Origin of the sequence: Pseudomonas sp. ABFPK, from assembly GCF_001586765.1 — a bacterium.
GTDB lineage: Bacteria > Pseudomonadota > Gammaproteobacteria > Pseudomonadales > Pseudomonadaceae > Aquipseudomonas > Aquipseudomonas asiatica.
On sequence record NZ_LQXW01000045.1, the window covers coordinates 271,506 to 294,153 of the forward strand.

At 61.0% G+C, this 22,648-nt stretch carries 29 protein-coding genes; 15 read left to right on the forward strand and 14 right to left on the reverse strand.

Annotated elements, in window-relative coordinates:
* Nucleotide 1: 1 nt before the first annotated feature.
* Together WM94_RS23285 and WM94_RS23290 are read left to right on the forward strand one after the other, a co-directional pair.
* Complete coding sequence (locus WM94_RS23285) at nucleotides 2–1,024, forward strand: ATP-binding protein (protein ID WP_015270206.1); 1,023 nt, start codon at nucleotides 2–4, stop codon at nucleotides 1,022–1,024.
* A 101-nt stretch (nucleotides 1,025–1,125) separates the two neighbouring features.
* Complete coding sequence (locus tag WM94_RS23290) at nucleotides 1,126–1,692, forward strand: VWA domain-containing protein (protein ID WP_013972505.1); 567 nt, start codon at nucleotides 1,126–1,128, stop codon at nucleotides 1,690–1,692.
* A gap of 107 nt (nucleotides 1,693–1,799) precedes the next feature.
* Here the strand turns inward: WM94_RS23290 and WM94_RS23295 are convergent, their stop codons facing one another.
* Nucleotides 1,800–2,066, reverse strand: coding sequence for a hypothetical protein (locus WM94_RS23295; RefSeq protein ID WP_013972506.1), 267 nt, complete (start codon nucleotides 2,064–2,066; stop codon nucleotides 1,800–1,802).
* 342 nt (nucleotides 2,067–2,408) lie between these two features.
* Between WM94_RS23295 and WM94_RS23300 the strand changes: the two genes are divergently transcribed.
* A complete protein-coding gene (locus WM94_RS23300; RefSeq protein WP_061552195.1) occupies nucleotides 2,409–3,734 on the forward strand; it encodes a sigma-54 dependent transcriptional regulator in 1,326 nt (441 codons plus the stop codon).
* Between the two features lie 123 nt (nucleotides 3,735–3,857).
* On the opposite strand, the gene yghU is transcribed toward WM94_RS23300, so the two are convergent.
* Nucleotides 3,858–4,700 (reverse strand): glutathione-dependent disulfide-bond oxidoreductase, encoded by an 843-nt coding sequence (gene yghU, locus WM94_RS23305; protein ID WP_013972508.1) that lies wholly within the window; start codon nucleotides 4,698–4,700, stop codon nucleotides 3,858–3,860.
* Nucleotides 4,701–4,900: 200 nt separating this feature from the next.
* Here yghU and WM94_RS23310 point away from each other — a divergent pair, with 200 nt between their 5' ends.
* Nucleotides 4,901–5,947 carry a dienelactone hydrolase gene (locus WM94_RS23310; RefSeq protein WP_061552196.1) on the forward strand — a complete coding sequence of 349 codons (1,047 nt, stop codon included), beginning with the start codon at nucleotides 4,901–4,903 and terminating at the stop codon, nucleotides 5,945–5,947.
* Here WM94_RS23310 and WM94_RS23315 read toward each other — a convergent pair.
* The 10 genes from WM94_RS23315 to WM94_RS29640 form a co-directional block, all read right to left on the reverse strand.
* A complete protein-coding gene (locus WM94_RS23315; protein ID WP_061552197.1) occupies nucleotides 5,909–7,102 on the reverse strand; it encodes an MFS transporter in 1,194 nt (397 codons plus the stop codon). The genes WM94_RS23310 and WM94_RS23315 overlap by 39 nt on opposite strands.
* 247 nt (nucleotides 7,103–7,349) lie before the next feature.
* Entirely contained in the window at nucleotides 7,350–8,936 is a 1,587-nt protein-coding gene (locus WM94_RS23320) for an ABC-F family ATPase (protein ID WP_013972511.1), read from the reverse strand.
* 35 nt (nucleotides 8,937–8,971) lie between these two features.
* The gene (locus WM94_RS23325; RefSeq protein ID WP_061552198.1) at nucleotides 8,972–10,150 is read right to left on the reverse strand and encodes a tyrosine-type recombinase/integrase; all 1,179 of its coding nucleotides are present in this window, start codon (nucleotides 10,148–10,150) and stop codon (nucleotides 8,972–8,974) included.
* Nucleotides 10,151–10,362: 212 nt separating this feature from the next.
* The gene (locus WM94_RS23330) at nucleotides 10,363–10,677 is read right to left on the reverse strand and encodes a hypothetical protein (RefSeq protein ID WP_061552199.1); all 315 of its coding nucleotides are present in this window, start codon (nucleotides 10,675–10,677) and stop codon (nucleotides 10,363–10,365) included.
* A gap of 51 nt (nucleotides 10,678–10,728) precedes the next feature.
* Nucleotides 10,729–10,962, reverse strand: a complete 234-nt coding sequence (locus WM94_RS23335; RefSeq protein WP_061552200.1) for a hypothetical protein — start codon at nucleotides 10,960–10,962, stop codon at nucleotides 10,729–10,731.
* 81 nt (nucleotides 10,963–11,043) lie between these two features.
* Entirely contained in the window at nucleotides 11,044–11,346 is a 303-nt protein-coding gene (locus WM94_RS23340; protein WP_061552201.1) for a hypothetical protein, read from the reverse strand.
* Complete coding sequence (locus WM94_RS23345) at nucleotides 11,343–11,771, reverse strand: phage protein NinX family protein (RefSeq protein WP_061552202.1); 429 nt, start codon at nucleotides 11,769–11,771, stop codon at nucleotides 11,343–11,345. The genes WM94_RS23340 and WM94_RS23345 overlap by 4 nt, the downstream gene beginning before the upstream one ends.
* Before the next feature lie 205 nt (nucleotides 11,772–11,976).
* Nucleotides 11,977–12,303, reverse strand: a complete 327-nt coding sequence (locus WM94_RS23355; RefSeq protein ID WP_061552203.1) for a hypothetical protein — start codon at nucleotides 12,301–12,303, stop codon at nucleotides 11,977–11,979.
* On the reverse strand, nucleotides 12,300–12,596 hold the full coding sequence (locus WM94_RS23360) for a hypothetical protein (RefSeq protein WP_061552204.1): 297 nt from the start codon (nucleotides 12,594–12,596) through the stop codon (nucleotides 12,300–12,302). Before WM94_RS23360 ends, WM94_RS23355 begins: the two co-directional genes overlap by 4 nt.
* Before the next feature lie 312 nt (nucleotides 12,597–12,908).
* Complete coding sequence (locus WM94_RS29640) at nucleotides 12,909–13,622, reverse strand: DUF3850 domain-containing protein (protein WP_156485996.1); 714 nt, start codon at nucleotides 13,620–13,622, stop codon at nucleotides 12,909–12,911.
* Between the two features lie 154 nt (nucleotides 13,623–13,776).
* Here WM94_RS29640 and WM94_RS29645 point away from each other — a divergent pair, with 154 nt between their 5' ends.
* Entirely contained in the window at nucleotides 13,777–14,421 is a 645-nt protein-coding gene (locus WM94_RS29645; protein ID WP_256207041.1) for a hypothetical protein, read from the forward strand.
* Between the two features lie 31 nt (nucleotides 14,422–14,452).
* Here WM94_RS29645 and WM94_RS23370 read toward each other — a convergent pair whose 3' ends face one another.
* Nucleotides 14,453–15,277, reverse strand: coding sequence for a DNA cytosine methyltransferase (locus WM94_RS23370; RefSeq protein WP_177342423.1), 825 nt, complete (start codon nucleotides 15,275–15,277; stop codon nucleotides 14,453–14,455).
* Between WM94_RS23370 and WM94_RS23375 the strand changes: the two genes are divergently transcribed.
* The 9 genes from WM94_RS23375 to WM94_RS23420 all read left to right on the forward strand — a co-directional run bounded on the left by WM94_RS23375 (nucleotide 15,246) and on the right by WM94_RS23420 (nucleotide 21,287).
* Nucleotides 15,246–16,376 carry a DUF1983 domain-containing protein gene (locus tag WM94_RS23375; RefSeq protein WP_256207042.1) on the forward strand — a complete coding sequence of 377 codons (1,131 nt, stop codon included), beginning with the start codon at nucleotides 15,246–15,248 and terminating at the stop codon, nucleotides 16,374–16,376. The genes WM94_RS23370 and WM94_RS23375 overlap by 32 nt on opposite strands.
* Nucleotides 16,376–17,431 carry a hypothetical protein gene (locus WM94_RS23380; RefSeq protein WP_061552206.1) on the forward strand — a complete coding sequence of 352 codons (1,056 nt, stop codon included), beginning with the start codon at nucleotides 16,376–16,378 and terminating at the stop codon, nucleotides 17,429–17,431. The genes WM94_RS23375 and WM94_RS23380 overlap by 1 nt, the downstream gene beginning before the upstream one ends.
* A gap of 12 nt (nucleotides 17,432–17,443) precedes the next feature.
* The gene (locus WM94_RS30525) at nucleotides 17,444–18,457 is read left to right on the forward strand and encodes a pyocin knob domain-containing protein (RefSeq protein ID WP_061552207.1); all 1,014 of its coding nucleotides are present in this window, start codon (nucleotides 17,444–17,446) and stop codon (nucleotides 18,455–18,457) included.
* Nucleotides 18,457–19,050, forward strand: a complete 594-nt coding sequence (locus WM94_RS31035) for a tail fiber assembly protein (protein ID WP_305728131.1) — start codon at nucleotides 18,457–18,459, stop codon at nucleotides 19,048–19,050. Before WM94_RS30525 ends, WM94_RS31035 begins: the two co-directional genes overlap by 1 nt.
* A gap of 74 nt (nucleotides 19,051–19,124) precedes the next feature.
* Complete coding sequence (locus WM94_RS23400; RefSeq protein WP_061552208.1) at nucleotides 19,125–19,568, forward strand: structural protein P5; 444 nt, start codon at nucleotides 19,125–19,127, stop codon at nucleotides 19,566–19,568.
* A complete protein-coding gene (locus WM94_RS23405) occupies nucleotides 19,565–20,083 on the forward strand; it encodes a DUF2514 family protein (protein ID WP_061552209.1) in 519 nt (172 codons plus the stop codon). Before WM94_RS23400 ends, WM94_RS23405 begins: the two co-directional genes overlap by 4 nt.
* Before the next feature lie 142 nt (nucleotides 20,084–20,225).
* Nucleotides 20,226–20,675, forward strand: a complete 450-nt coding sequence (locus tag WM94_RS23410; protein WP_019097713.1) for a carboxymuconolactone decarboxylase family protein — start codon at nucleotides 20,226–20,228, stop codon at nucleotides 20,673–20,675.
* Nucleotides 20,676–20,846: 171 nt separating this feature from the next.
* Nucleotides 20,847–21,056 (forward strand): hypothetical protein, encoded by a 210-nt coding sequence (locus WM94_RS23415; protein WP_061552210.1) that lies wholly within the window; start codon nucleotides 20,847–20,849, stop codon nucleotides 21,054–21,056.
* 24 nt (nucleotides 21,057–21,080) lie between these two features.
* A complete protein-coding gene (locus WM94_RS23420) occupies nucleotides 21,081–21,287 on the forward strand; it encodes a hypothetical protein (protein WP_061552211.1) in 207 nt (68 codons plus the stop codon).
* On the opposite strand, the gene WM94_RS23425 is transcribed toward WM94_RS23420, so the two are convergent.
* Complete coding sequence (locus WM94_RS23425) at nucleotides 21,250–21,969, reverse strand: SOS response-associated peptidase family protein (protein WP_061552212.1); 720 nt, start codon at nucleotides 21,967–21,969, stop codon at nucleotides 21,250–21,252. The genes WM94_RS23420 and WM94_RS23425 overlap by 38 nt on opposite strands.
* A gap of 104 nt (nucleotides 21,970–22,073) precedes the next feature.
* On the opposite strand from WM94_RS23425, the gene WM94_RS23430 reads away from it, so the two are divergent.
* Nucleotides 22,074–22,502: a LexA family transcriptional regulator gene (locus tag WM94_RS23430; protein WP_061305543.1), complete on the forward strand. Its 429-nt coding sequence runs from the start codon at nucleotides 22,074–22,076 to the stop codon at nucleotides 22,500–22,502.
* Nucleotides 22,503–22,648 lie beyond the last annotated feature (146 nt).

Below are 22,648 nucleotides of genomic sequence, written 5' to 3' on the forward strand. Positions count from 1 at the left end.
AATGAGTGAACCCGTGCAATTTCCACTGGCAGCCGTGGTCGGTGCCGATGACCTGAAACTGGCGCTGTGCCTGACCGCAATCGACCCGAAGATCGGCGGCGTGCTGATCGAGGGGCCACGTGGCATGGCCAAGAGTACCCTGGCCCGTGGCTTGGCCGACCTGCTCGGTGAGGGCCCGTTCGTGACCCTGCCACTGGGCGCCAGCGAAGAGCGGTTGGTCGGCACCCTCGACCTGGATGCCGCACTGGGGCAGGGCAAGGCGCAGTTCTCCCCAGGAGTACTGGCCCAGGCCGATGGTGGCGTGCTGTACGTCGATGAGGTGAACCTGCTGCCCGACACCCTGGTCGACCTGCTGCTCGATGTGGCAGCCAGCGGCACCAACCGCATCGAGCGCGACGGCATCTCGCACCGGCACAGCGCCCGCTTCGTACTGATCGGCACCATGAACCCGGAGGAGGGCGAACTGCGCCCGCAGTTGCTCGACCGCTTTGGCCTCAATGTGGCCCTGGAAGGCTTGCCCGAGCCTGAGGCGCGCCAGCAGATCATTCGCCGCCGTCTGGCCTTCGACAGCGATCCGCAGGCCTTTTGCGCGCAATGGGCCGAGGCCCAGGCGCAATTGCGCGAGCGCTGCCAGGCGGCGCGTCAGGCCCTGGCCGGCATTGCCCTGGACGACCAGGCGCTGGCCTGGATCACCGAACGCTGCTATGCCGCTGGGGTCGACGGGCTGCGCGCCGATCTGGTCTGGCTGCGCGCCGCACGCGCCCACTGTGCGTGGCGTGGTGGCGAGGCCATCGAGGAGGCCGATGTCGATGCAGTGGCCGAGTTCGCGTTGCGCCATCGCCGCCGCGTTTCGCCCCAGGCCAACCCGCCTGCGGCGCCGCAGCAGCCTGAACAGCAACCCGGTCGACAAGACGCGGGCAACCCTGGCGAACAGGGCGGGCAGGGCGACTGGGGCGCAATGCCGGCGCAACCTGTGGCCAGCGGCGCGCGCCGTGAGGTGCCGAACTGGGCAAAAAAGCCCTGAGCATCCCCCAGTCACCTGCCAAAGGGGCGGACGCCAAAGCAGGCGCAGGTAAGCAATACGGTGCCAGCCGAGGCCGGGCGCGCAGTGCTGCGGCCGGGCGGGTGGCCTGGCTGCCGACCCTGCTCAAGGGCCGGCCACGCCAGCGCCAGGACCTGTGCTGGCAGCAACGCCAGGCCAGGCCCGCAGAACTGTGGCTGGTAATCGTCGATGCTTCGGCCTCGACCCGTCGCCACCAGGCGTTGGCGCAAACCAAAGGGCTGCTGGCGGCGCTGTTCGACCAAGCCTACCGCCAACGTGCCCGGTTGGCCCTGCTTACCGCCAGCGGGCGCTCACCGCAGTGGCAGCGCCACGGCCTGAAGGCCTCGGCCGCCTTGCAACCGTGGCTGCAAGCCTTGGGAGCTGGTGGTGGCACGCCGTTGATCGCTGCACTGGAGCAAGCTCGGCACTGGTTGCAGGATCGGCAACGGGCCCACCCCGAAGAAGCGTTACGCTGCCTGGTGTTCACCGACGGTCGCCTGCAACACTGGAATACCGTGCAGCCGATGCCGTGCGCCACTCTGTTGGTGGACATGGAACTGGCGCCGGTGCGCCTGGGCCGTGCGCAGCGCCTGGCGCAGCAACTTCAGGCGGATTACCAGCACCTGCAACAGTTCAGGTTGGTGGATTGAAAAAGCACCGGTGCGACACTATGCCGCAATAAGAAAAGTTGCCAGAACAGCAACCCGGAAGTTGTACAAGTGCGTGGCGACGCACGCACTTGGTTTGCCGGCCGATATTATTTCGGCATTGACCACGGTTGCAGGTCGTAACCTTTTTCGCACAGTTCGGCGCGCACTTCCTCGATCAGGCTGGCCCACTGGGCCGGGTCGGAATAGATGCGCGAAGACACTTGCTTGCTGCCGATGCGGGTGCTGGTCCGGTCGATCACTGCCAGGCTCAGTTCACCAGTACCGTTGGGTGCATCCCAGGCTACGCACTGGAAGGGTTCGAAGGCGTGGTCGGCAATCAGCAGTGCTTCGTTGACACGGAGCGGGGCATTCATGGTTCGGTCTCTCTATGGTCCCAAACATCCAGTTAAAGTCCGCGTTGCTTCGAAGTCGCCTCGGTTATCGCGAAGTGCAGCGCGGGGTTATGTGTACTGATGCTCGTTGTCCGGGGGCGAGTCACACATTGGTTGTAAAAAAATTTGCCAGGGTCGAATCCGTTCTTGCCCATGCCGCCATGTGATGTCGATAAAGTGCGAAAATTCCCGTCACGCATTGTAAAAAAATGATTCGGCAGACAGACGGTACTGGGAACCGTCAACTTAGTTGCTACTGTTAATCGGGCGCCACAACTTACTGTTTTATTTCAAAAAACTGAAAACTGGCGCCAAGGATTGGTCATGCAGCAGCCTGCCGCCCAACGCCGTTTGCTCATCGTCGACCCCTGCGATGACTGCCATCGTTTGTTACCCGGATTGCGCAGCGCAGGCTGGGATGTGCACAGCTGCATGCTCGGCGCCGCGTTGGATCATCCCTGCGATGTGGGCCTGTTGCGCTTGCAGGCATCGCACCTGAGGCGCCCGGACGGGGTCAAGGACTTGATCAAACGCAGCAACACCGAATGGATTGCTGTGCTCAGCGCCGAACAATTGCGCATGCCGGCCGTCGGCGATTTTGTTTGTGAATGGTTCTTTGACTTCCACACCTTGCCGTTCGACGTTTCCCGCGTTCAGGTCACGCTGGGCCGGGCCTTCGGAATGGCGCGCCTGCGCGGCAAAGGGATGGCGAGGGTGGATGAAACAAGCCACGAACTGCTCGGTGATAGCCGCCCGATCCGCGAACTGCGCAAGCTGCTGGGCAAGCTGGCGCCCACTGAATCGCCGGTGCTGATCTGTGGTGAAAGCGGCACCGGCAAGGAACTGGTGGCCCGCACCCTGCATCGCCAGTCGCAACGCAGCGAGCAACCGTTCATTGCCATCAACTGCGGGGCAATCCCCGAGCACCTGATCCAGTCGGAACTGTTCGGCCATGAAAAGGGCGCTTTCACGGGTGCTCATCAGCGCAAGGCCGGGCGCATCGAAGCGGCTCATGGTGGCACGCTGTTTCTCGACGAAATTGGCGATTTGCCGCTGGAGTTGCAGGCCAACCTGCTGCGCTTTCTGCAGGAAAAGCACATCGAGCGCGTGGGGGGCAGCCAGCCGATCCCGGTGGATGTCAGGGTGCTGGCGGCTACCCATGTGGACCTGGAAAGGGCCATCGAGCAAGGGCGCTTTCGCGAAGACCTGTATTATCGCCTGAACGTGTTGCAGGTAGTGACCGCACCATTGCGAGACCGGCATGGCGACCTGGCGATGCTGGCCAGTCATTTTGCCAATTTCTACAGCCTTGAAACCGGGCGTCGACCGCGCTCGTTCAGCGAGCATGCCCTGGCGGCCATGGGCCGGCATGACTGGCCGGGCAATGTCCGCGAGTTGGCCAACCGGGTAAGGCGCGGGCTGGTGCTCGCAGAAGGCCGGCAAATCGAGGCACAGGACCTTGGTTTGCAGCCCCTGGACCAGGTACAGCAACCGCTGGGCACGCTGGAAGAGTACAAGCACCAAGCCGAGCGCCAGGCGCTGTGCGATGTACTCAGCCGGCACAGTGACAACATGAGTGTGGCGGCCAAGGTGCTAGGTATATCGCGGCCGACTTTCTATCGGTTGCTGCACAAGCACCAGATTCGCTGAGCAGCAGCCCTCGGCTGTGCTCGAGCCTTTGGGAGCAGGCATGCCCGCGAAGCAGGCGCTGCGGTGGATGGCACCGGGCTACGCCGGTATTCGCGGGTAAACCCGCTCCCACAAGAGGCCGTGTTATTCGTCCAGGTCTGCCGCTGCATGCCGCTCCGGCACCTGGCTGGCCTCATCCCCCCAGGTCCGGTTCACCCGTGTGCCACGCTGCACCGCCGGGCGCAAGGCAATCTCCTCGGCCCAGCGCTGCACATGCTTGTACTCGTCCACCGCCAGGAACTCCGCCGCGCCATACAGGTTGCCGCGTACCAGCTGGCCATACCAAGGCCACACGGCAATGTCGGCGATGCTGTATTCCTCGCCGCCCAGGTAGCGGCTTTCGGCCAGGCGCCGGTCGAGCACATCCAGCTGACGCTTGGCTTCCATGGTGAAGCGGTTGATCGCGTACTCGAACTTTTCTGGCGCATACACATAGAAGTGGCCAAAGCCGCCGCCCAGGTATGGCGCCGCGCCCATTTGCCAGAACAGCCAGTTCAGGCTTTCGGTGCGAGCAGCTGGCGCTTTCGGCAGCAAGGCACCGAACTTTTCCGCCAGGTACAGCAGGATCGAACCCGACTCGAACACCCGCACCGGCGGCTCGACGCTGCGGTCGAGCAGGGCAGGGATCTTCGAGTTGGGGTTTACCTGGACAAAGCCGCTGGAGAATTGGTCACCCTCGCCAATGCGGATCAACCAGGCATCGTACTCGGCCCCAAGATGGCCCAGGGCAAGCAGCTCTTCGAGGGCGATGGTGACCTTCACGCCATTGGGCGTGGCCAGGGAGTACAGCTGCAGCGGGTGCTTGCCCTGCGGCAGGTCCTTGTCGTGAGTCGGGCCGGCAACCGGGCGGTTGATGCTGGCGAACTGGCCACCGGACGCGGCGTCGTTGCGCCAGACCTTGGGTGGCACGTAGGCGGGCTTGCTCATGCGTGAATCTCCTTAAATGGCGCGAAACGGTCACGTAGAGACGTGGACCTGCATCTATGCCACGGGTTCGACGAAAAGCGCAAATGCATAGGGCGCGGGCGTGAAGTGCATGACTTCGGTTTCATTCAGGTTTCATCCTGTGCAGCCCAGGCCGGTTCTATGCTGGGCTATCTCTTCGCCCTGCAAGGAACCGCCGGCCGATGACTCTTTCTCGCTGCATGCTGGCGCTGGCCCTGCTCGGTAGCCTTCTGGCCCATGCCGAGGCCGCACCCTGGGTTGTCGGCCTGCACCACATGACTCTGGCCGACCCGGTCGATGCCCGGCCCATGCAGGCGCTGGCGTTCTACCCGGCCATTGGCAAGACCCGCAGCAGCCGGATAGACGGCTACCCGGTCGATGTGAGTGAAGAGGCGCCGGTAGCATTGGGCCAGTTCCCGTTGCTGGTGCTGTCCCACGGCAATACCGGCAGCCCGCTGGCCTTGCACTACCTGGCGACGTCGCTGGCGCGCCAGGGTTTTATCGTGGTGGCGGTGGTGCACCCCGGCGACAACGCCCGCGACCACAGCCGCCTGGGCACCCTGAGCAACCTGTACGGCCGGCCGCTGCAAGTGAGTGCCGCAATTACGGCCGCCCGCGATGATGCGTTGCTGGGGCCTTACCTGAACGGTGGCAAGGTTGGGGTGATCGGCTACTCGGCCGGTGGTGAAACTGCCTTGATCCTCTCAGGCGCGCGCCCGGACCTGGACCGCCTGCGCAAGTACTGCCTGGAGCGCCCTGACGACGCCGACGCCTGCAAGACCCACGGTGTACTGATTGCCGACCGCAGCGAGCTGGTGCCAGAGGCCGACCAGCGGGCGGGGGCCGTGATGCTCATGGCGCCGCTCAGCCTGCTGTTTGGGCGCCATGCCCTGGCCGGGGTGCAGGTGCCGGCGCTGATCTACAGTGGCGACAGCGACCAGCTGGTGGCGGTGGACCGCAACGCCGAAGCCCTGGCCCGCAAGTTGCCGGTGACACCGGACTATCGCCTGCTGGCCGGCGCCGGGCACTTCGTGTTCATGGCCCATTGCGATGCCGAGCAGTCCGTGCGGATGCCGGCGTTGTGCAAGGACGCCGCAGGTGTGGATCGTCGGCACATCCACCATTCCCTGCAGCAGGAAGCCGCGGTGTTCTTCAGCCAGGCGTTGGGCGCGCCGGAGCCGGCCGAGCGTTCAGCGGCGAGTGGCGCGCCGCGCCAGCAACAGCGTTAGGCCGACACCGGCCAGGGCGAGCAGGGCGGCCACACAGAAGATCGAGGCATAGCCCAGATGTGCGGCCACTGCGCCCATCACCGGCCCGGCGATGGCCAGGGCCATGTCGAAGAACACGGCGTAGGCTCCCAGCCCTGCACCACGGCTGCTGCTGGGTACCTGCTTGATTGCTTCAACCCCCAGCGCCGGGTACACCAGCGATAGCCCGAAACCGGTAAGCCCGGCACCGACCAGCGCCCACGGCGGCGACGGTGCCAGCCACAGCAGGCTCAGGCCGAGCACTTCGGTGGCCATGCACGCGACCGCCACGTTGTAACCACCAAAGCGGTTGACCGCATTGACGAACAGCAGCCGGGAAATGATGAAACACACGCCAAAGGCACTCAGGCACCAAGCTGCGCCCACCCAGCCGCGCTCCAGGTAATACAGGGTGACGAAGGTGGTCAGGGTACCGTAGCCGATAGAGGCAAGGGTCAGGCCCAGACCGCACGGTGCGACCCGGCCGAAGGCCGACCAGAAGGGCAGGCGCTCGCCACGTACCACCACCACGTCCGGCCGCTTGCGCAGTACCAGCAAGGCAGATATCGCCAGCACCAACAGTGCCGGCCCCAGCACGCTGAAGTCCAGCCCGTCGACGGCCAATACACCCAAGGGGGCACCAATGGCGATGGCGCCATAGGAGGCGATACCGTTCCACGAAATCACCCTGGCGGTGTGTTCGGGCCCGACCTGACTGATGCCCCAGCTCAGCGTGGCCACGCCGATCAGCCCTTGGGCGACGCCCAGCAGCAGGCGCCCGCCGAGCAACAGCGCCAGGCTCAGCAGCGGTAGCGTCAGGGTCCAGGCCGAGAGCAGGGTCAACACCCCGCAGCCGGCAATCCCCAGCAAGCCGAAGCGAATGGCCTGCTTGCCCCCCAGGGTATCGGCCACGCGCCCGGCAAACGGGCGGCTGAGTAGCGTGGCCAGGTATTGCAGGCCAATGGTCAGCCCGGCGACCACCGCACCAAACCCCAGCTGGTCGTGCACATGGCTGGGCAGCACGGCGATCGGCAGGCCGATGCAGAGGAAGGCGATGAAGGTGTAGAAAACGATCGACAGGATCTGCAGGGTGATTTGCAGCGTGTTACTGGCGGGGGCAGGTTGTTGCGCGGTCATGGGCTCGTTCGCGGGCGGGCGGTTGGGCGTGGCCCCATCATGGCCGTTGCGCGAAGGAAATGAAAGCAGGCTAACGAATTATTCGTCGGGCAGTGCCAGCCCGTGGGGTCGGCGGTGAATTCTTCGCGGGCTCGCCCGCTCCCACAGGGACTGCACAGAATTCAAGGCCTGTGCAGTCCCTGTGGGAGCGGGCGTGCCCGCGAAGAGGCCGGCCCAGCCATACAAGATGGCCAGGCCGCCGCATCAATCAGACCAGCACACCCTGGCTACGCAGGTAGTCGTCGTAGGTACCGCTGAAGTCCACCACGCCATCAGCCGACAGCTCGATGATGCGCGTGGCCAGCGAAGACACGAACTCACGGTCATGGCTGACGAACAGCAGGGTGCCCGGGTAGTTCTCCAGCGCCAGGTTCAGCGCTTCGATCGATTCCATGTCCAGGTGGTTGGTCGGCTCGTCCATCACCAGCACGTTCGGCTTCTGCAGGATCAGCTTGCCGAACAGCATGCGGCCTTGCTCACCACCGGAAATCACCTTCACCGACTTGAGGATCTCGTCGTTGGAGAACAGCATGCGCCCGAGGGTGCCGCGGATCACCTGCTCACCGGAAGTCCACTGGCCCATCCAGTCGAACAGGGTCATGTCGTCTTCGAAGTCGTGGGCGTGGTCCTGGGCGTAGTAGCCCACTTCGGCGCTGTCGGTCCACTTCACTTCACCCTTGTCCGGGGTCATTTCACCGACCAGGGTGCGCAGCAGGGTGGTCTTGCCGATACCGTTGGGGCCGATGATCGCCACGCGCTCGCCAGCCTCGATGGTAAAGCCCAGGTCCTTGAACAGCACCTTGTCGTCGAAGGCCTTGGCCATTTTTTCGACGGTAACAGCCTGGCGGTGCAGTTTCTTGGTCTGCTCGAAGCGGATGAACGGGCTCACCCGGCTCGACGGCTTGACCTCGGCCAGCTGGATCTTGTCGATCTGCTTGGCCCGCGAGGTGGCCTGCTTGGCCTTGGAGGCGTTGGCCGAGAAGCGGCTGACGAAGGTCTGCAGTTCGGCGATCTGGGCTTTCTTCTTGGCGTTGTCCGACAGCAGCTGCTCGCGGGCCTGGGTGGCAGCGGTCATGTACTCGTCGTAGTTGCCCGGGAACACGCGCAGCTCGCCGTAGTCCAGGTCGGCCATGTGGGTGCAGACACTGTTGAGGAAGTGCCGGTCGTGGGAAATGATCACCATGGTGCTGTTGCGCGCGGTGAGGATGTTTTCCAGCCAGCGGATGGTGTTGATGTCCAGGTGGTTGGTCGGCTCGTCGAGCAGCAGTACGTCCGGATCCGAGAACAGCGCCTGGGCCAGCAGGACACGCAGCTTCCAGCCCGGAGCCACCTCGCTCATCGGGCCGAAGTGCTGTTCCAGCGGAATACCCAGGCCCAGCAGCAGTTCACCGGCGCGTGATTCGGCGGTGTAGCCGTCCATCTCGGCGAATTCGGTTTCCAGCTCGGCGACGGCCATGCCGTCTTCCTCGGTCATTTCCGGCAGCGAGTAGATGCGATCGCGCTCGGCCTTGACCTTCCACAGCTGGCCGTGGCCCATGATCACCGTGTCGATCACGGTGAATTCCTCATAGGCGAACTGGTCCTGGCGCAGCTTGCCCAGGCGCGTGTTCGGCTCGAGCATGACCTGGCCGCCGGACGGCTCCAGGTCACCGCCGAGGATCTTCATGAAGGTCGACTTGCCGCAACCGTTGGCGCCGATCAGGCCGTAGCGGTTGCCGTTGTTGAATTTTACGGAAACGTTTTCGAACAGCGGCTTGGAGCCGAACTGCATGGTGATGTTGGCGGTGGAGATCAAAGGGCTTACCTATCAGTCACTTACAGAGCTGGCTTTCAACCTGATACCGATTTGATACCAATCTTGAGTTTTTCCAGCTCGCTCCAGTCGGAGCTTGAGTTGAGCCAACGGGCATACGTCGACAGCAGCATTTGAACGCTGTGACCCAGCTGTTGGGCGATAAATGCGGGGTTGAGGCCGGACATTAAGCATATTGTCGCATAGGTGTGCCGGCAGTTATATGGGGGACGACGCCGAATGCCCAGCTCATTCAGCACCGGCACCCACTGCTTGTGCAGGTCGGAGGTCTGTTTCACGTACTCGGCGCTCTTCGACGGCGGAAACAGATATGGGGTTTCGGTGATCGCTCCCTTCCCATGCCTGCGGCGGTCCGCATACTCCCTGGCGAACTGAATCGCGCGTAAGGCTCGATCATTCAGCAGAACGAACCGATCCCTTCCTGTTTTCGTCCTTTCCTCCACCTCGCCCAAGGCGACGGTCCTCTTTACGTGCAAGGTCCTCTTTTCCATATCGATCACATCCCAGCGCACTGCCAATGCCTCCGACAGGCGGAGGCCGGTGAAGAACATGAATTCGAACAATGCAGCGTAGATGAGGCTCGGCCAATGCTTGTGTTCGTAGAGCTTGTCGATGATGGTGTTGGCTTCGGCCAGAGTGAACGGGTCGATCTCCTTACGCGACCGCTTCGGCAACTCAATCACCTCGGCGGGGTTCTTGGCCAGTAGGCCTTCCCGGGTTGCCGCAGCCAGGATCGTCGACAGCCTCGTAATCGCGTTGCGCTTCACGTTTGCCGAGGTCCATTCGGTATCGCTGATGACGCGGCGGAGCAGGGTGGTTGTGATCAGGTCGATACGGACCAGAGCCAGGCGTGGCACCCAGTACAGGTTGAGGGCGCTCTTGTAGTTGTTGTGCGTGCCCTGAGTGATTTCGCGGCTGTCCAGCCAGAGCTGCGCGTACTCGCCGAATGTCGGCTTTCCGCCGACCGCCGCCTGTGAGCTAGGGAAAAGCTCGGCGTACTTGTCCTGGTCAAGGAGACCGAGCTTGTTGAGGCTTGTTACCTGATCGCGAAGGTTGGATGCAGCCTTGATCCCCTTTTGTGTCGGGGGATAGGGGAGCGTTTCGCATCGACGGATACCGTCCCATGTGAAACGAATGCGGAGGGAGTTGCGGAAGATTTCGACCCCGCGGGGTAAACCCATTGGCTTTCCAGCCATTCGTCATACCTCTTTATGCTGTAAATGATCCGGCCGCCGTGTTTCATCCAGACGCCTGCGGGAATCTTCCCATCCAGGCGCCGGTGTTCCAGGGAGCGTTTGGTGCAGCCGATGAGTTCAGCCATTCGCTGCTCGGTGACCTTGTCTACGTCACCGGTGCTTTCGATATCCATGGGATGGTCTCCACGCCGCCGGTTGCGGCAGGTTGGTGGTCAGTCGCAGCTGCTCGAGCTGGAGCCGCTATCGCTGGAGCTGCTGCTGTCGCTCGACGAGTAGCTGCTGCCGCTGTCGTAGCTGCCGTAGTCCCGACTGGCACACGAACTGCTCGAGCGAGCCGGCTCGTAGCTGTCCGCCAGATGTGTGGGATGCATAGGGCTGATTGGGCTCATGGGGTTGAGCGGGTCGAGCATCGGGTCTTGCCGGCCGGATGCCGGGCTGTGGCCACGTGCATACCCGGTCGGGCCGAGCGCAGCGCGTTGTGCCGGCTTCTTCTTGCGCTTGAACAGGCGGGCCAAAAAATTGAGCATGAGCCTCTCCATGCCCGCGCATGTCGCGGGCTTGAGTTGTAGGGGGAGGAGTTACGACTGGGCGTTACGCGAAAGGGCGTGCGCCAAGTGGCGGGCGTAGGTCGAGACGGCGCGCCAGTAGGCAGCCATCGGGCCCTTGCGCCGAAGCCATGAGTTTTCGGCCTCGGCGTCAGCCTGGGCGCGCAGTTCGCGCAGCACTGCTTCGATCCGCGCCCTGTCCTCTGCGGGAAGCTTCAGCAGGGCCTGGCCCGCTGGCAGTTTCAGTAGCGGGTTGATGTAGCCCATGGGAACTCCTGCTGAGTGTCGACCTGGTGAATTTTCATCGCGGCCCCCTGTAGATCAGGTAGGCCATGTAAGCGAGGGCGATCATGGCTGCACCTCCTTGTGTGCTGCGATCACGGCGTCGGTGCGCCGATCCAGGTCGTGACCGTTAATCACGATGTTGTCGGGTGTCAGGCCGGCGAATAGGCCGCCGTTATGGATTGTGTCGACATCTGCTTGGCGGAGGACGCGGTACCTCTCGGCATCCTTACGCAGCGCCTCGTTCTCGGCCCTCAGCTGGTCGTAGGCCTCAGCCATCACGACATCAGGGCCGTGCGGGTCGTAGCTGATGCGATTTCCTGCCTCGGAAAGCATCTTGACGGCTTTGTAACGGTGAACTTCGGTCATTGCAGAAGCTCCTTCGGCACCAGGACGGTATCGCCGAGCTTGTAGCGGACTAGGCCTCGGCAGAATGCGATAAGTGGCGTTGGTCCATAGCACCAGACCGAATCACCATCCGGCCCAGCGCTATAGCGGGTGCTAAGCGGCACACCTCGATCGTGCTGAACGCTGCCTCCATGCTTGTCTATCAGCGGGCCGCCCTGGCTCCAGTCGGTAGACCAGCGGCGCAGAAAGTAGCCAACTGGGACTGCGCCCCGGGGCGGGAACTGAAAGTCTTTGCTGAGATCCGGTGGCGCAAGAATCTCTCCACCGTTGTTTCCGTCAATGTCGGCCGGTACTCGCACCATTCGCCATCCGAGCACCTTGGCCACTGCCCAGTCCAGCGGCGCGCCGACCAGGTTGGATACCCTCACTTCAATCAGATCGGTCATGGCGCCACCTGCTGTGCGGCCAAGCGCTTTCTGCGTTGTTCCTGACCCTGCCGCTCGTGCGCCGCGTAGACCCGTAGGCACTTCTTGCAGGTGACCTCTTGCGGTCGGTCAGATCCGTCCATGTCTTCGCCGGCCTGGTTGCACGCGATCTGGCAGTCATGATCGTCGAAGCACCAGAAGTGCGAGACCAAGTGGATTACCTTGCTCACAGCTCATACCTCTCATCAATCCAGCGCCCAGGCGCCAGAGCGGGTGTAGGTTCGGGTTGGGTTTCGTGCGGGGAGAGCTGGCGCTGGTTATCGGCGTTCTCCCTGAAGAGCTTGCGGCAGGCCTCTAACTTGAGGTCGTGGGTCATGCAACGTTCTGGCTCAGGCTTCTTGAGCATCCAGTTGGGCAAGCAGGACATGCCGCTATCCGACTGCCAGCAGGTGACGGCGCGCGCCGGGTCTTCTTTCACTTCCAGGTGACCTGGTTGCTTGATGCAGCCGGCCAGGGTGGCCAGCAGCAGGAGGCAGAGGGCGAGGCGGGTCATGGCTGCACCTCGGCGTTGTAGCGCTTGTAGTCCTCGCCGAACTCCCAGCAGTAGGTCGCCGGCCATGCGCCTGGCGTGCCTTCCTCGACGAACACATACCGATGTGCAAACTCGCCCGAGCGATCCGGCACGGTCTTGCACCATTTGTGTTGCGGGCCACCCAGGAACCAGCCTGGGTATTCCTTAACGGCTTCAGTCATGAACACCTCAAGGTCGTGGTGCCCTTTGCTCATCGCGATGTAGGTGTCGCTGCCGACGCTTTGCACCTCCAGCGGATACTGTTTTGCAGGCATGCGTGTTCCTTGGCCGCCATATCGCGGCAGTGAATAGAGGGGGAGGTGTTGCAGCTTAGGAGTACAAATGTGCTCCGTGCCGATTTACGGAGCTGCCGCTTCGATTTGATGTCACAATAAATGCACAGGGACATCGGCACGTATCCCCGGGCCAGCCCTTCAGGACATCAGTCCAATGCTAAGCAACGATGATTTTCGCTACATGGCTCATCGGCACCTCCTTGAACTGGATGCCTCAAATTCCAGGCTCAGACACCTGATTTCTAACGGCGAAATTACCGGCGTCCCTTGGGACGATGCGGTGTCCTGGCATCAGCAGTCATATGATGCGTGGGTCATCTTCCTGAGCCAGAAAGCTCGGCCTTCGTTACCGGCCTGACTCGAAATCGCAGAGGGATCTGCGATTCTCAGCCTTTGATCCTGCTCAGACTTTCCCGAGAGCGCGGCCCTGGCAATCGAGCCATCCTCCACAAACCAGGATTCATGTTCGTGCCAGAGCATGTTCGCGGGCTCGCCGCTCACGCTGTCCCAGTCGCTGCCAATGTCTTCAGCGAAGTGGTCCCGGTCGGCGTAGAACTTCAAGGCAGCTCGCAGCTGCTCAACCTCAGCGGCGTCGGTAATCGCTCCCAGCCCAACAATCGGCAGCCCAGTCGCCGACGCATCCCTCTCTGCCTCTTCTATGGCCCACCAGTAGGCAGTACCAACCATCCAGGCTATAGGCTCGGGGTGCGGCTGCGGGGCTGGCTGGCCGTAACTCAGCACGCACAAGTGATCCGGTAGGCCATAGTGCTTTTGCACATGGGTGATAGTCCTGCGTAGAACCGTGCCGGTGTAGTCGCGGGCATCGTCGATCTCGCGGAGCAGAACCGTGTCGCCCACTGCAAACTCACGGTCTGAGCAATCCCGGACCTCGCAGGTCTTGAGGCCGCTGAGCAGGTCAGCCAGCGGGGTCTGTCGAATCTTCAGTTCGTGCTCACGCGGCACGCTGACCATCTCTGTGTTGCTGGATCGGTTTTCTGTGGGCATGGGGATACCTCGCGGTCTATATTTCGGGTTTTATTTGGGCAGTTTGGGGGCTGGGATGGGAGAGCGAAATCAGTACGGCCTCGGGCGCTATGTCCCGCAGGATGTCCGCCGCGAAATTCGGAGTAGATGTGGATTTGGATGCGTTATATGTGGGTTGGCTTATTATGACTACGAGCATTTTGATCCAGACTTCAAAGATGCCAGAGAGCACAATCCTAAAGGGATGACACTGTTATGTATGCAGTGCAACCAGAAGCGGGCTCGCGGGACACTTTCAGCGGCTACTGTCGCTAGAGCAAACAAAAATCCGAAGTGCAAGCAGCAAGGATTTGCTTCTGAATTATTTGACTTTGGGCCAGATCCTATTGATGTAAAATTTGCAGGCGTAAGTTTTTTTAATTGCGGCGTGTTGATTCAAATTCATGGTGTAGACGTACTTTCCTTCAGCCCCCCTGTGGAGGAAGGTGGTCCGGTACTTTTGTCTGGCCTGTTATCTGATGTCACCGGTGCAACCACCCTGAAGATCGTTGACAATGTTTGGTATGCTGGCGATGAAAATTGGGACGTGGAGGTCGAGGGCGCACGAGTGACAATTCGTCGTGGTCTCGGTGACATAGCGTTGCAGCTAAAGGTATGCCCGCCCCATGCGCTAGTTATTGAGCGGGTTGATATGCAGTTTGAAGGTTATTTTCTGAAAGGCAATGAAGATACACTTTCGGTATCCACTGACGGCAGCAACTGGTCTGAATTTACGTTGTGTAGCCTCCATAATTGTGGAGTCGGTATCAGCCTAAACTAACGCCATTATTGAGACGCGTAAGCAAGGGGGGTTAAGCTGCCCTAAGTAATGCCTCGATCACTCGCTGCCCGGCCAGCGGCGGTACCGCATTGCCGGCCATATGCATGGTCAGCCGATGATTGTTCGGCCGCAGGGTGTCAGCCGGGAACGACATGGCGGCCAGGGCCTCGCTGGCGCTGAGCATCCGCATGCGGTCGCCGTCGACCAGCGCCCAGCGGTCTAGGGTGGTGATGGTGCCGATCGGCCGGTTGATGTCCCTGCCGGTGGTGCCGGAGCCTTTGCCGTAGTAGGGCATGATGAAGCGGTCGCCGAAGCGCTGGCGGCCATTGCGCACCCGGTCCAGCGTGGCCTGGGCCCGGCCTGGTTTCTCGATCGGTGACCAGCGCCCCGCGTTGAAGTCGAGGAAGCTGCTGGCCGGCACGTGCTCGCACTGCTGCAGCTGCAACTGAATCGGCGCCTTGCTCTTGGTGCAGATCAGGAACAGGCGGACTCGATGCTGCGGCACGCCCAGGTCGGCGCAATCGATGATATGCGGCGCGACCTGGTAGCCCAGGCGCCGCATCGCATCCACCCAGCTGGGGTAGAGCACCCAGTTCACGAACTCGGGCACGTTCTCGACAACCCAGGCGTCCTGATCAAGCACTTCAGCAGCAGATGGCACCGCCCAGGCTGTCGATCGCGATGCGTCATGCTCTGGGTTGCCGCTCTTCTTGCCGCGGGCATTGGTGAAGCCTTGGCAGCATGGGGAGGCGATTCCGATGTCCGAGCGCGGCACCTTGGCCCAGTTCGCTTGCTGCAGGTCTTGGCAGACGTGTTCTGTGTCCTTGGCCCGAGCAATCGAGACTGGACAGATCAAGGCCTCCGACCTGAGCGGAAGCCTGCAAAACCTCAAGTCGAAGTTATCCGACCTGGCCAAGGTCTCGGAAGAGTCGCGAACCAGAGCGAGCCAGAACGAGGCCATGGCCAGCCGGCTGGTCATGGTTGAGTCGCGGGTAGCCGACAACGTCAGCAGCATTCGCACCCTTGAGCAGACGGTTGTGACCAATGAGCAGGCAACCGCCAGCCGCTTCGCGGATGTAGACACCAAGGTCGGGGAAAACACTGCTGGCATCGCGCAGCTTGATAAAGCTGTCACTGACAACGAAGCATCGACAGCATCGCGACTGCAGCAGGTGAACGCCAGGGTTGATGGCGCTGAATCGGCGATCAGTGATGAAGAGCAGGCGCGCGTCGCTGGTGATGAGGCTATCACCCAGCGTCTCGGCCTGATGGAGGCCTCGTTCGTCATCCCACAAACCGACCGGGACGACAACGGTGAGGGGGATCTCGCCAGCGCCATGAAGTCGTGGGAGGCCACGGCGAAGATCGCTGACGAATCGAGAGTGCGAGCCACAGGAGATGAGGCACAGGCCAGGCGTTCGGAAACACTGGAAGCTTCCATCGGACAAACAAACGGTGAGCTGGCTAAGACCAGCGCTTCTGTGCAAACCACAAGCCAGGCGCTCGCGACCTTGGAAGGCAAGGCCAGCGCCATGTGGTCGGTGAAGCTACAGGTTACGTCGCAGGGTCAGTACGTGGCTGCCGGTGTCGGCCTTGGTATCGAGAACGGCCCCGCCGGCCTGCAAAGCCAGTTCCTAGTGTCGGCAGACCGATTTGCAGTGGTCAACGGCATCAATGGAGCGCTTTCCTCGCCGTTCGTTGTCGAGAATGGGCAGGTGTTCATGAACTCTGCATTCATCAACCAGGCATTCATCCAACAGGTTGTGTTGGGGATGACCTTGCGGTCCCAGGCCGTGAATTCGCAGGGGCTTCCGCTGATTGAGCTCAACATGGTCAACGGCACATTCGTTGTTCGGGGGCAGAGCGCCGAAGGTACTACGGCGCTTACGAACGACGGTCTCTACGTCTATGACGTCAATGGTATAGAGCGCGCGGCGGTGGGGAGACTTACCTGATGGCTGACCTTTACGGGCTCCGGACGCGTGATGCAGCCGGAGCCATCACTCTGGACACCACAATTACTCCCATTCGCTCACTGAAGATGATGCAGGTGGCGGGCAACGGGGGATTCGACCAGTACATCTCGATCCCTGAAATCCAGGCCGCGTCGTTTGTGGTTGTCGATGCTTTGTACGACGGAGGCGACAACACCTGGAGTCCGCCGGCCTGGGCAACAACGGGCCAGTTGCAGCTGCGCCAACCTGGCACGCAAACATGGCAGGTGATGATTCTCTCCCAAGGTGGCGAACCCTTTTCAGCCCCTGGAAGTTATGGGATCAGGACGTCGAACAACAACGTCCGCACCCAGATTGACGCGATCAATAGGGTGCTGAGCGTTCGGTACAACGGGCGCCTGAACATAGGCTTCCAGGGGCCGTCCAGCGGAATCCAGATCCAATATGGCATTGTGACGTTTCCGCAACCGGTCACCACCTACGAACGCCCGCTGATCTTCCTCAACGCTGACAACTACATGATGGTGGGCAGTTTCTTCATCATGGGGTCGCCCGGTAACTGGACCGGTTTTCGAATTAAGGCCTACAACAACCAGCCCGCTCACGGCAGCGTGGCCCTGCACCCGATGATGATCAACTGGTTCTGCGCGAGTTACATGACTCCAGACGCATCTATCGGCCAATACGGCGCCTCGGTTCGTGACGCGTCGAGCAATCGCACCTTCGTGACATCAGCGAACCTGGCGCTGCTCAACAGTCAGCCGGCGAATAATTCGTTCTACACGGCAGGGCCGCCGATATCGGGTGCTGGCTATTACGCATCCCCAGCGCAGATGGGCTGGACCGGCAACTATGCCGACTACGTTCTAGCCAATGCTCTTTTCTCGGCCACCAACGTCACCCAGACAGCCCAGCCAATCCGAGCCAATTACGGCGGATTTCTGCCTGATCGCCGCGATGTGTTGCAGATGTACTGCGAAAACTTCGATGGTATCAACCCGCTCAGCGTGAACGGGCGAACTCTGTTCGCTTCCCGCCCCATGAAGCCTCTTTGAAAGGAACTATGCATGCCATGGTATAGAACAGGCACGGTCGCAATCACGGCCGGCCAGACTACGGTGACCGGTACGGGTACCAGCTTCTCCGCAAATGCCCGGGTAGGTGATGCCTTCCAAGGCCCTGATGGCCGCTGGTACGAAGTGACCAACATCGCAAGTGCTACGGTGCTCAGCATTCTCCCTGCCTACCAGGGGGCTACGATTGCCGCCGGGGCGTACGGCCTTGCCCCCATGCAGGGTTATGTGAAGGAATCGGCTGATCGCCTACGGCAGCTCATCGACCAGTTTGGCGCCACCATTGCCGGACTGGGCACAGCCTCGACGGCAAACGTCACCACGTCCTCCACAGACAAGACTGCTGGACGACTCCTCAAGAACGGTGACTACGGGCTGACCGTTACCTCGATACCGCTGGGCGGGGGAACCGATGCCAATACCGTCACTGATTTGGGTAATTACGCTCTCGCGGCAGGAGGGGTAAACCTTCCTGCGACTGGCACTGCCTATTATCTCGAAGTTCAGGCGCACGGCGCTCTGGTTATCCAGAGGCTATGGGGTATGACGGCCGGCGTGGCATCCAAATCCTATACCCGAGTTCTTGTTTCAGGAGTGTGGAGCGCCTGGAGCGAAAAGCTCTCAAGGACGGACATTGTTGGCCCGGTGTCACAATCAGCAGGTGTTCCAACCGGGGGCATTATTGAGCGCGGTAGCAATGCGAATGGTGAGTACGTCAAGTTAGCCGATGGCACGATGATCTGCACGGGAACTGTCAGCGGAAGTGTTGCGACCTTAATCGCTAGCGGGGCGCTCTATTACTCCTCGGCCCTGTCTTGGAGCTTCCCTGCGCCTTTTGCGGCTGTACCTGCAGTCTCCTGCTCGCCATCGGGGGCTGCGGCCAACCTTTGGGCAAGCGAGGTGGCTGGCTCGACGACGACGTCCGCCTGCGCTTTCTACATCATGAATACAGCCAGCCAAACAGTGAGCGTTGTGCGCAGGCTTATTGCCATCGGGAGGTGGTACTGATGATCGTTAAATTGTCCCCAGTTCGCTCGGATCTCGCCCTGGTCGTGACCAAATCGGGCGATACCCTGGTCATCAACGGCAAGGCGTACGACCTTGGCCCGCTGTCCGACGGTGCAACTCTTCCGGCGGAAGCGATTGGTGACGGATTTCTGATTGCCCCGGTGGAGCGTATCGACGGCCACCTAGTTGTCACCCTTATGCTGCCCCATGGGGCGAATGCGCCAGAGGAGGCCCGGTTCCCTGTCGATATCCTCAACCCAGCTGATGGTCCGGTGATGCTGCCAGGGCTTGAGGTTGCCGAGCAGCAGTCCGTCGCGGGCGTGATCGATTGGTCGCAGGTCGTTACTGCAGAGATGAAGGCCGAGGCTGCCAGTGCCCACCTGCTGTCAGCAGTGGTCGCGGATATCGCCTTGCGCCGTGCATCGGCCGATGCAGCGATTGCCCCATTGCAGGATGCGATTGACCTGGACATGGCTACCAATGAAGAGGCAGCGATGCTGACGGAATGGAAGCGCTATCGCGTGTTGCTGAGTCGTCTGCCCGATCAAGCGGACTACCCCGCAAATATTGAATGGCCCACGCCACCTGCCTGATCCGGCTGAACGGATTTACTGTCCAAAGAACACCACCTGCCGCGAGCCGGTATTTTTTTGCCTGGAGATAACCCATGACTGCACGCGGTGCACGCAACAACAACCCTGGCAACATCGATTTCAACCCCCGCAACTCCTGGCAGGGCCAGTTGGGCATTGAGGTAGGAGTGCCCGAGCCGCGCTTTGCACGCTTCGACGAGCCCGAGAACGGCATCCGCGCCTTGGGCAAGCTGCTCATCAACTACCGCGGTAAAGACGGCATGCCCGGAGTGGGCGGGAAGGGAATCGATACCGTGCTGGAAACCATCAGCCGCTGGGCGCCCAGCAGCGAGAACGACACCCAGACTTACGCTGCGGCCGTGGCCAAGCGCATCGGCGTGCGACCCACCGACCCGATCAACATCAAGGACCCTGCCACGCTGCGTGCGATGGTGCTCGGCATCATCCTGCACGAAAACGGCGGTAATCCATACCCAGACCAGGTGATTGACGAGGGCGTGCGGAGGGCCCTGGCATGACCTGGCTCGGCGCGGTGCCGGCCTGGTGCTGGTGGCTGATAGGCCTGGTGCTTGTCGCCGGTGGCCAGCAGTACCGGGTGGTGGTTGCCCAGGGCGAAACCGGTGCTGCCCGCATCGAGTTGGCCGACTACCGCCTGCAGGTGGCTGAGCGTGACCGGCGCGCGGCGGCCCAGGCCAGAACCGAAGAACATCGCCGCCAGGCCGTGGCGGACAAGGAGGATGAAAGTGCACGACAACAACTGGAACTGGCCCAAGGCCGAGCCGCTGCTGCTGAGTCTGCTGCTGGTGGGCTGCACGGGGAAATCGCCAGACTGCGGGACGGACACCGAGCCACCTGCGGTGCCATTGCTGCCCAGCAGCGCCAGGCAGGAACCCCTGCCGTCGTGGTGCTCGGGGGATTGCTTGAAGAAGCTGACCGAATGGCGGGAGACCTCGCGACGGCGCTTGAGCGAAGCCGAATAGCCGGCCTGGCATGCGAGGCGGTGATCGACGGTTTTGGAAAGTTCTCTCCATAGCAAGGAAGCAGGGAAGCAGGGAGGCAGAAAAGCGCCCTAGCCACCTATTGGAACCCAGAAATTACAGCGGATTGGACCCATGAGCCGAGCCGCGTACGCAATAAAATGCGTCTGTGTTTACGAAAGCGCTTATGGAGTATGTATGACTCGTATGAATTGGTTTGAAAAGTCTCCCGGTGCAGCAAAAGCGCTGACCGGGTTACACCACTATGTAACCACCGGAACGAATCTACCTCCGGAGTTGATACATCTGGTCTTCCTTCGAGTATCACAGATCAATGGTTGCGCGTTCTGCATCGATCTTCACTCTCGCGACTTGATCAAAGGCCGCATGTCAGTTGACAAGGTGCTGCTAGTCGCGGTTTGGCATGAGGCGGAACACTTATTCTCTGATCTAGAGCGCGCTGCATTGAAGTGGGCAGAAGAGGTGACCAATGTGGGAGAAACCCATGTTTCGGACGAGGCCTACGCTGCCGCCTCCGCGGTCTTCAACGAGCGAGACTTGGTAGATTTGACTGCCACGATTGCTGCAATGAACGCTTTCAACAGGATGGGGGTTACGTTCAGACTCAAGCCTGCCGCGAAGGCGTAGCTGTCAACCGCCTAACCCTGCTAAGGAAGTCGCCAAGGTGGAGCTCGGTTTTCCGCCTTATCGGGGTGTGAAGTCAGGGTCAATTGTAGCCGCATCGCCTCGATCCACTGAATAGCGGGCACTGGGGCGAAGCGGCCTATAATGCACTGACTTCCACCAAAGGATTAATCCGTGAAAAGAACGCTGGAAGGGATGGCGCTCGCTGGTGAGCCCTTCCTACTGAAAGCTCTGGAAGCGGTCCGGGCCCATCGTGATGCGGAAACAGGTGGCGCGCCGCCTGAAGAGGTCGAGCGCCTACGCCTATTGGCGGATTCGCTATACCAAGCGGTTATCGATTACCAGTTAATCCAAGCAGGTCGGGCACCGGCTACCATTCAGTGATGGCCTTCTTAGGATGGAACCCCGATGAAGTGTAAGCCGCCGATCCTTTACCCTGACCATCCCATGTACACCAACGCCATGGACGCTATGAAGCGTTATCACGAGGCCCAGGCTTCGGGTGAGCCGGCGAAAGAGGTGGAGCGTCTGCGGCTAATTGCCGAATCGCAGTTCCAGGCGGTAACCGACTACCAGCTCAGAGCTCTAGGTCGCCCTGGCGGTTCTGTTCACTGACCGGCTCAATCAGCTCATGGCCTTGGTTTTTAACATTCCCCACCGCCTTTCCAACTGGAAACCACCGGAAGTCCTGTGCTGGCCGGCATCCAGCCTCGACAATTGCTTCCAAGCGTTCGCCTGATGTGGCTGGATCCAGCCATTCCTTAGCGGTTTCAGGCGAGAGCACCAGGGGTTTTCTGTCGTGGATGTCGACCAGGCCTTGATCAGCAGCGGCTGTGATGACAACAAATCCATCCCGTTCATCTGGCTCCAGACCCTGATGTACTTCTGCGAGCGCGGCAAAAAATAGAGGTCCGCCATCGGCGCTCGTGATGTAGTACGGCTGCTTTCGCTTGGGGTCTGCAGGATCTGGAACCCATTCGAACCAGCCATTTGCCGGCGCCAAAGCCCTTCCGTTCGGCCACAGAGCCTTAAAGAATTTTCCCATCACCACCGTCTCGGCCCGAGCATTGATCGGGTCCGGGCGTTTCCCCTTCGCCCAGAAAGGCGACCATCCCCACTTGACCCTATCCACACTCAGCCCATCGTCTAACCTGCGGATGACCTCGACGCGGGTCGAAGGAGCCACATTGAAGCGACTGATCGGTTCATGGTCGTAACCATTGATTACGACCAGATCCAGAGATAGCTGCCGCAGGTAGTGATCCATCGACTCATAAATCGAGTACCGTCCGCACATAATTTCCCCCTCACGCCCGTCAGAATTTTCATCGCCCAGGATTGACCGAGCGGCTGATGCCGGATTTACTGTATATGCATACAGTTTTCTTCGGGCCTTCCACCATGACCATCACTTTCTTGGGTACGCCAACCGGCGGTACCGAACCGCTTCCGCTGTATTCGTTTCGCGTGCCGGCTGGGTTCCCGTCGCCTGCTGCGGACCACCTGGAAGGCCATATTTCCCTCGATGAGTTATTCGACCTCCGCGCGCCGCATGTGTATCTAGTGAAAGTGGAAGGCGACAGCATGCAAGGGGCGGGGATCTATTCCGGAGATATCGTCATTGTCGATCGCGGCCGCGAGGCTGAACACGGCGATGTGGTGATTGCCGCGGTGAACAGCGAGCCAGTTTGCAAGCGCCTGCACCGGCGCGATGGCGTAGTCATCCTGAAGTCCGAGAACCCTGCATATCCGCCTCGCTACATCATGGAAGGCGACGAGCTCGTGATATGGGGCGTTGTGCGTTACAGCGTTCGTGACCATGCGCAGTGACCAGGTGTTTGCCCTGATCGACTGCAACTCTTCTGGACCCTAATTAACCGTTAGCTTTGATTTTATCAATGTAATTCAATGCTTTAACCTTAGTAACTATTTTTAGGTTTTTCGAGCGTGTTCTACTGAACCCCGCAAATGGAATA

Excerpts from the sequence above, each read along its gene's own strand:
- WM94_RS23285 (WP_015270206.1), top strand. The coding sequence starts at position 2 with ATGAGTGAACCCGTGCAATTTCCACTGGCAGCCGTGGTCGGTGCCGAT.
- WM94_RS23340 (WP_061552201.1), bottom strand. The coding sequence starts at position 11,346 with ATGACCGAAGTTCACCGTTACAAAGCCGTCAAGATGCTTTCCGAGGCA.
- WM94_RS23400 (WP_061552208.1), top strand. The coding sequence starts at position 19,125 with ATGACTGCACGCGGTGCACGCAACAACAACCCTGGCAACATCGATTTC.
- WM94_RS23330 (WP_061552199.1), bottom strand. The coding sequence starts at position 10,677 with ATGCTCAATTTTTTGGCCCGCCTGTTCAAGCGCAAGAAGAAGCCGGCA.
- WM94_RS23405 (WP_061552209.1), top strand. The coding sequence starts at position 19,565 with ATGACCTGGCTCGGCGCGGTGCCGGCCTGGTGCTGGTGGCTGATAGGC.
- WM94_RS23360 (WP_061552204.1), bottom strand. The coding sequence starts at position 12,596 with ATGCCTGCAAAACAGTATCCGCTGGAGGTGCAAAGCGTCGGCAGCGAC.
- WM94_RS23345 (WP_061552202.1), bottom strand. The coding sequence starts at position 11,771 with ATGACCGATCTGATTGAAGTGAGGGTATCCAACCTGGTCGGCGCGCCG.
- WM94_RS30525 (WP_061552207.1), top strand. The coding sequence starts at position 17,444 with ATGCCATGGTATAGAACAGGCACGGTCGCAATCACGGCCGGCCAGACT.
- WM94_RS23420 (WP_061552211.1), top strand. The coding sequence starts at position 21,081 with ATGAAGTGTAAGCCGCCGATCCTTTACCCTGACCATCCCATGTACACC.
- WM94_RS23355 (WP_061552203.1), bottom strand. The coding sequence starts at position 12,303 with ATGACCCGCCTCGCCCTCTGCCTCCTGCTGCTGGCCACCCTGGCCGGC.
- yghU (WP_013972508.1), bottom strand. The coding sequence starts at position 4,700 with ATGAGCAAGCCCGCCTACGTGCCACCCAAGGTCTGGCGCAACGACGCC.
- WM94_RS23295 (WP_013972506.1), bottom strand. The coding sequence starts at position 2,066 with ATGAATGCCCCGCTCCGTGTCAACGAAGCACTGCTGATTGCCGACCAC.
- WM94_RS23430 (WP_061305543.1), top strand. The coding sequence starts at position 22,074 with ATGACCATCACTTTCTTGGGTACGCCAACCGGCGGTACCGAACCGCTT.
- WM94_RS23335 (WP_061552200.1), bottom strand. The coding sequence starts at position 10,962 with ATGGGCTACATCAACCCGCTACTGAAACTGCCAGCGGGCCAGGCCCTG.
- WM94_RS31035 (WP_305728131.1), top strand. The coding sequence starts at position 18,457 with ATGATCGTTAAATTGTCCCCAGTTCGCTCGGATCTCGCCCTGGTCGTG.
- WM94_RS23380 (WP_061552206.1), top strand. The coding sequence starts at position 16,376 with ATGGCTGACCTTTACGGGCTCCGGACGCGTGATGCAGCCGGAGCCATC.
- WM94_RS23325 (WP_061552198.1), bottom strand. The coding sequence starts at position 10,150 with ATGGCTGGAAAGCCAATGGGTTTACCCCGCGGGGTCGAAATCTTCCGC.
- WM94_RS23315 (WP_061552197.1), bottom strand. The coding sequence starts at position 7,102 with ATGACCGCGCAACAACCTGCCCCCGCCAGTAACACGCTGCAAATCACC.
- WM94_RS23410 (WP_019097713.1), top strand. The coding sequence starts at position 20,226 with ATGACTCGTATGAATTGGTTTGAAAAGTCTCCCGGTGCAGCAAAAGCG.
- WM94_RS23310 (WP_061552196.1), top strand. The coding sequence starts at position 4,901 with ATGACTCTTTCTCGCTGCATGCTGGCGCTGGCCCTGCTCGGTAGCCTT.
- WM94_RS29640 (WP_156485996.1), bottom strand. The coding sequence starts at position 13,622 with ATGCCCACAGAAAACCGATCCAGCAACACAGAGATGGTCAGCGTGCCG.
- WM94_RS23425 (WP_061552212.1), bottom strand. The coding sequence starts at position 21,969 with ATGTGCGGACGGTACTCGATTTATGAGTCGATGGATCACTACCTGCGG.
- WM94_RS23300 (WP_061552195.1), top strand. The coding sequence starts at position 2,409 with ATGCAGCAGCCTGCCGCCCAACGCCGTTTGCTCATCGTCGACCCCTGC.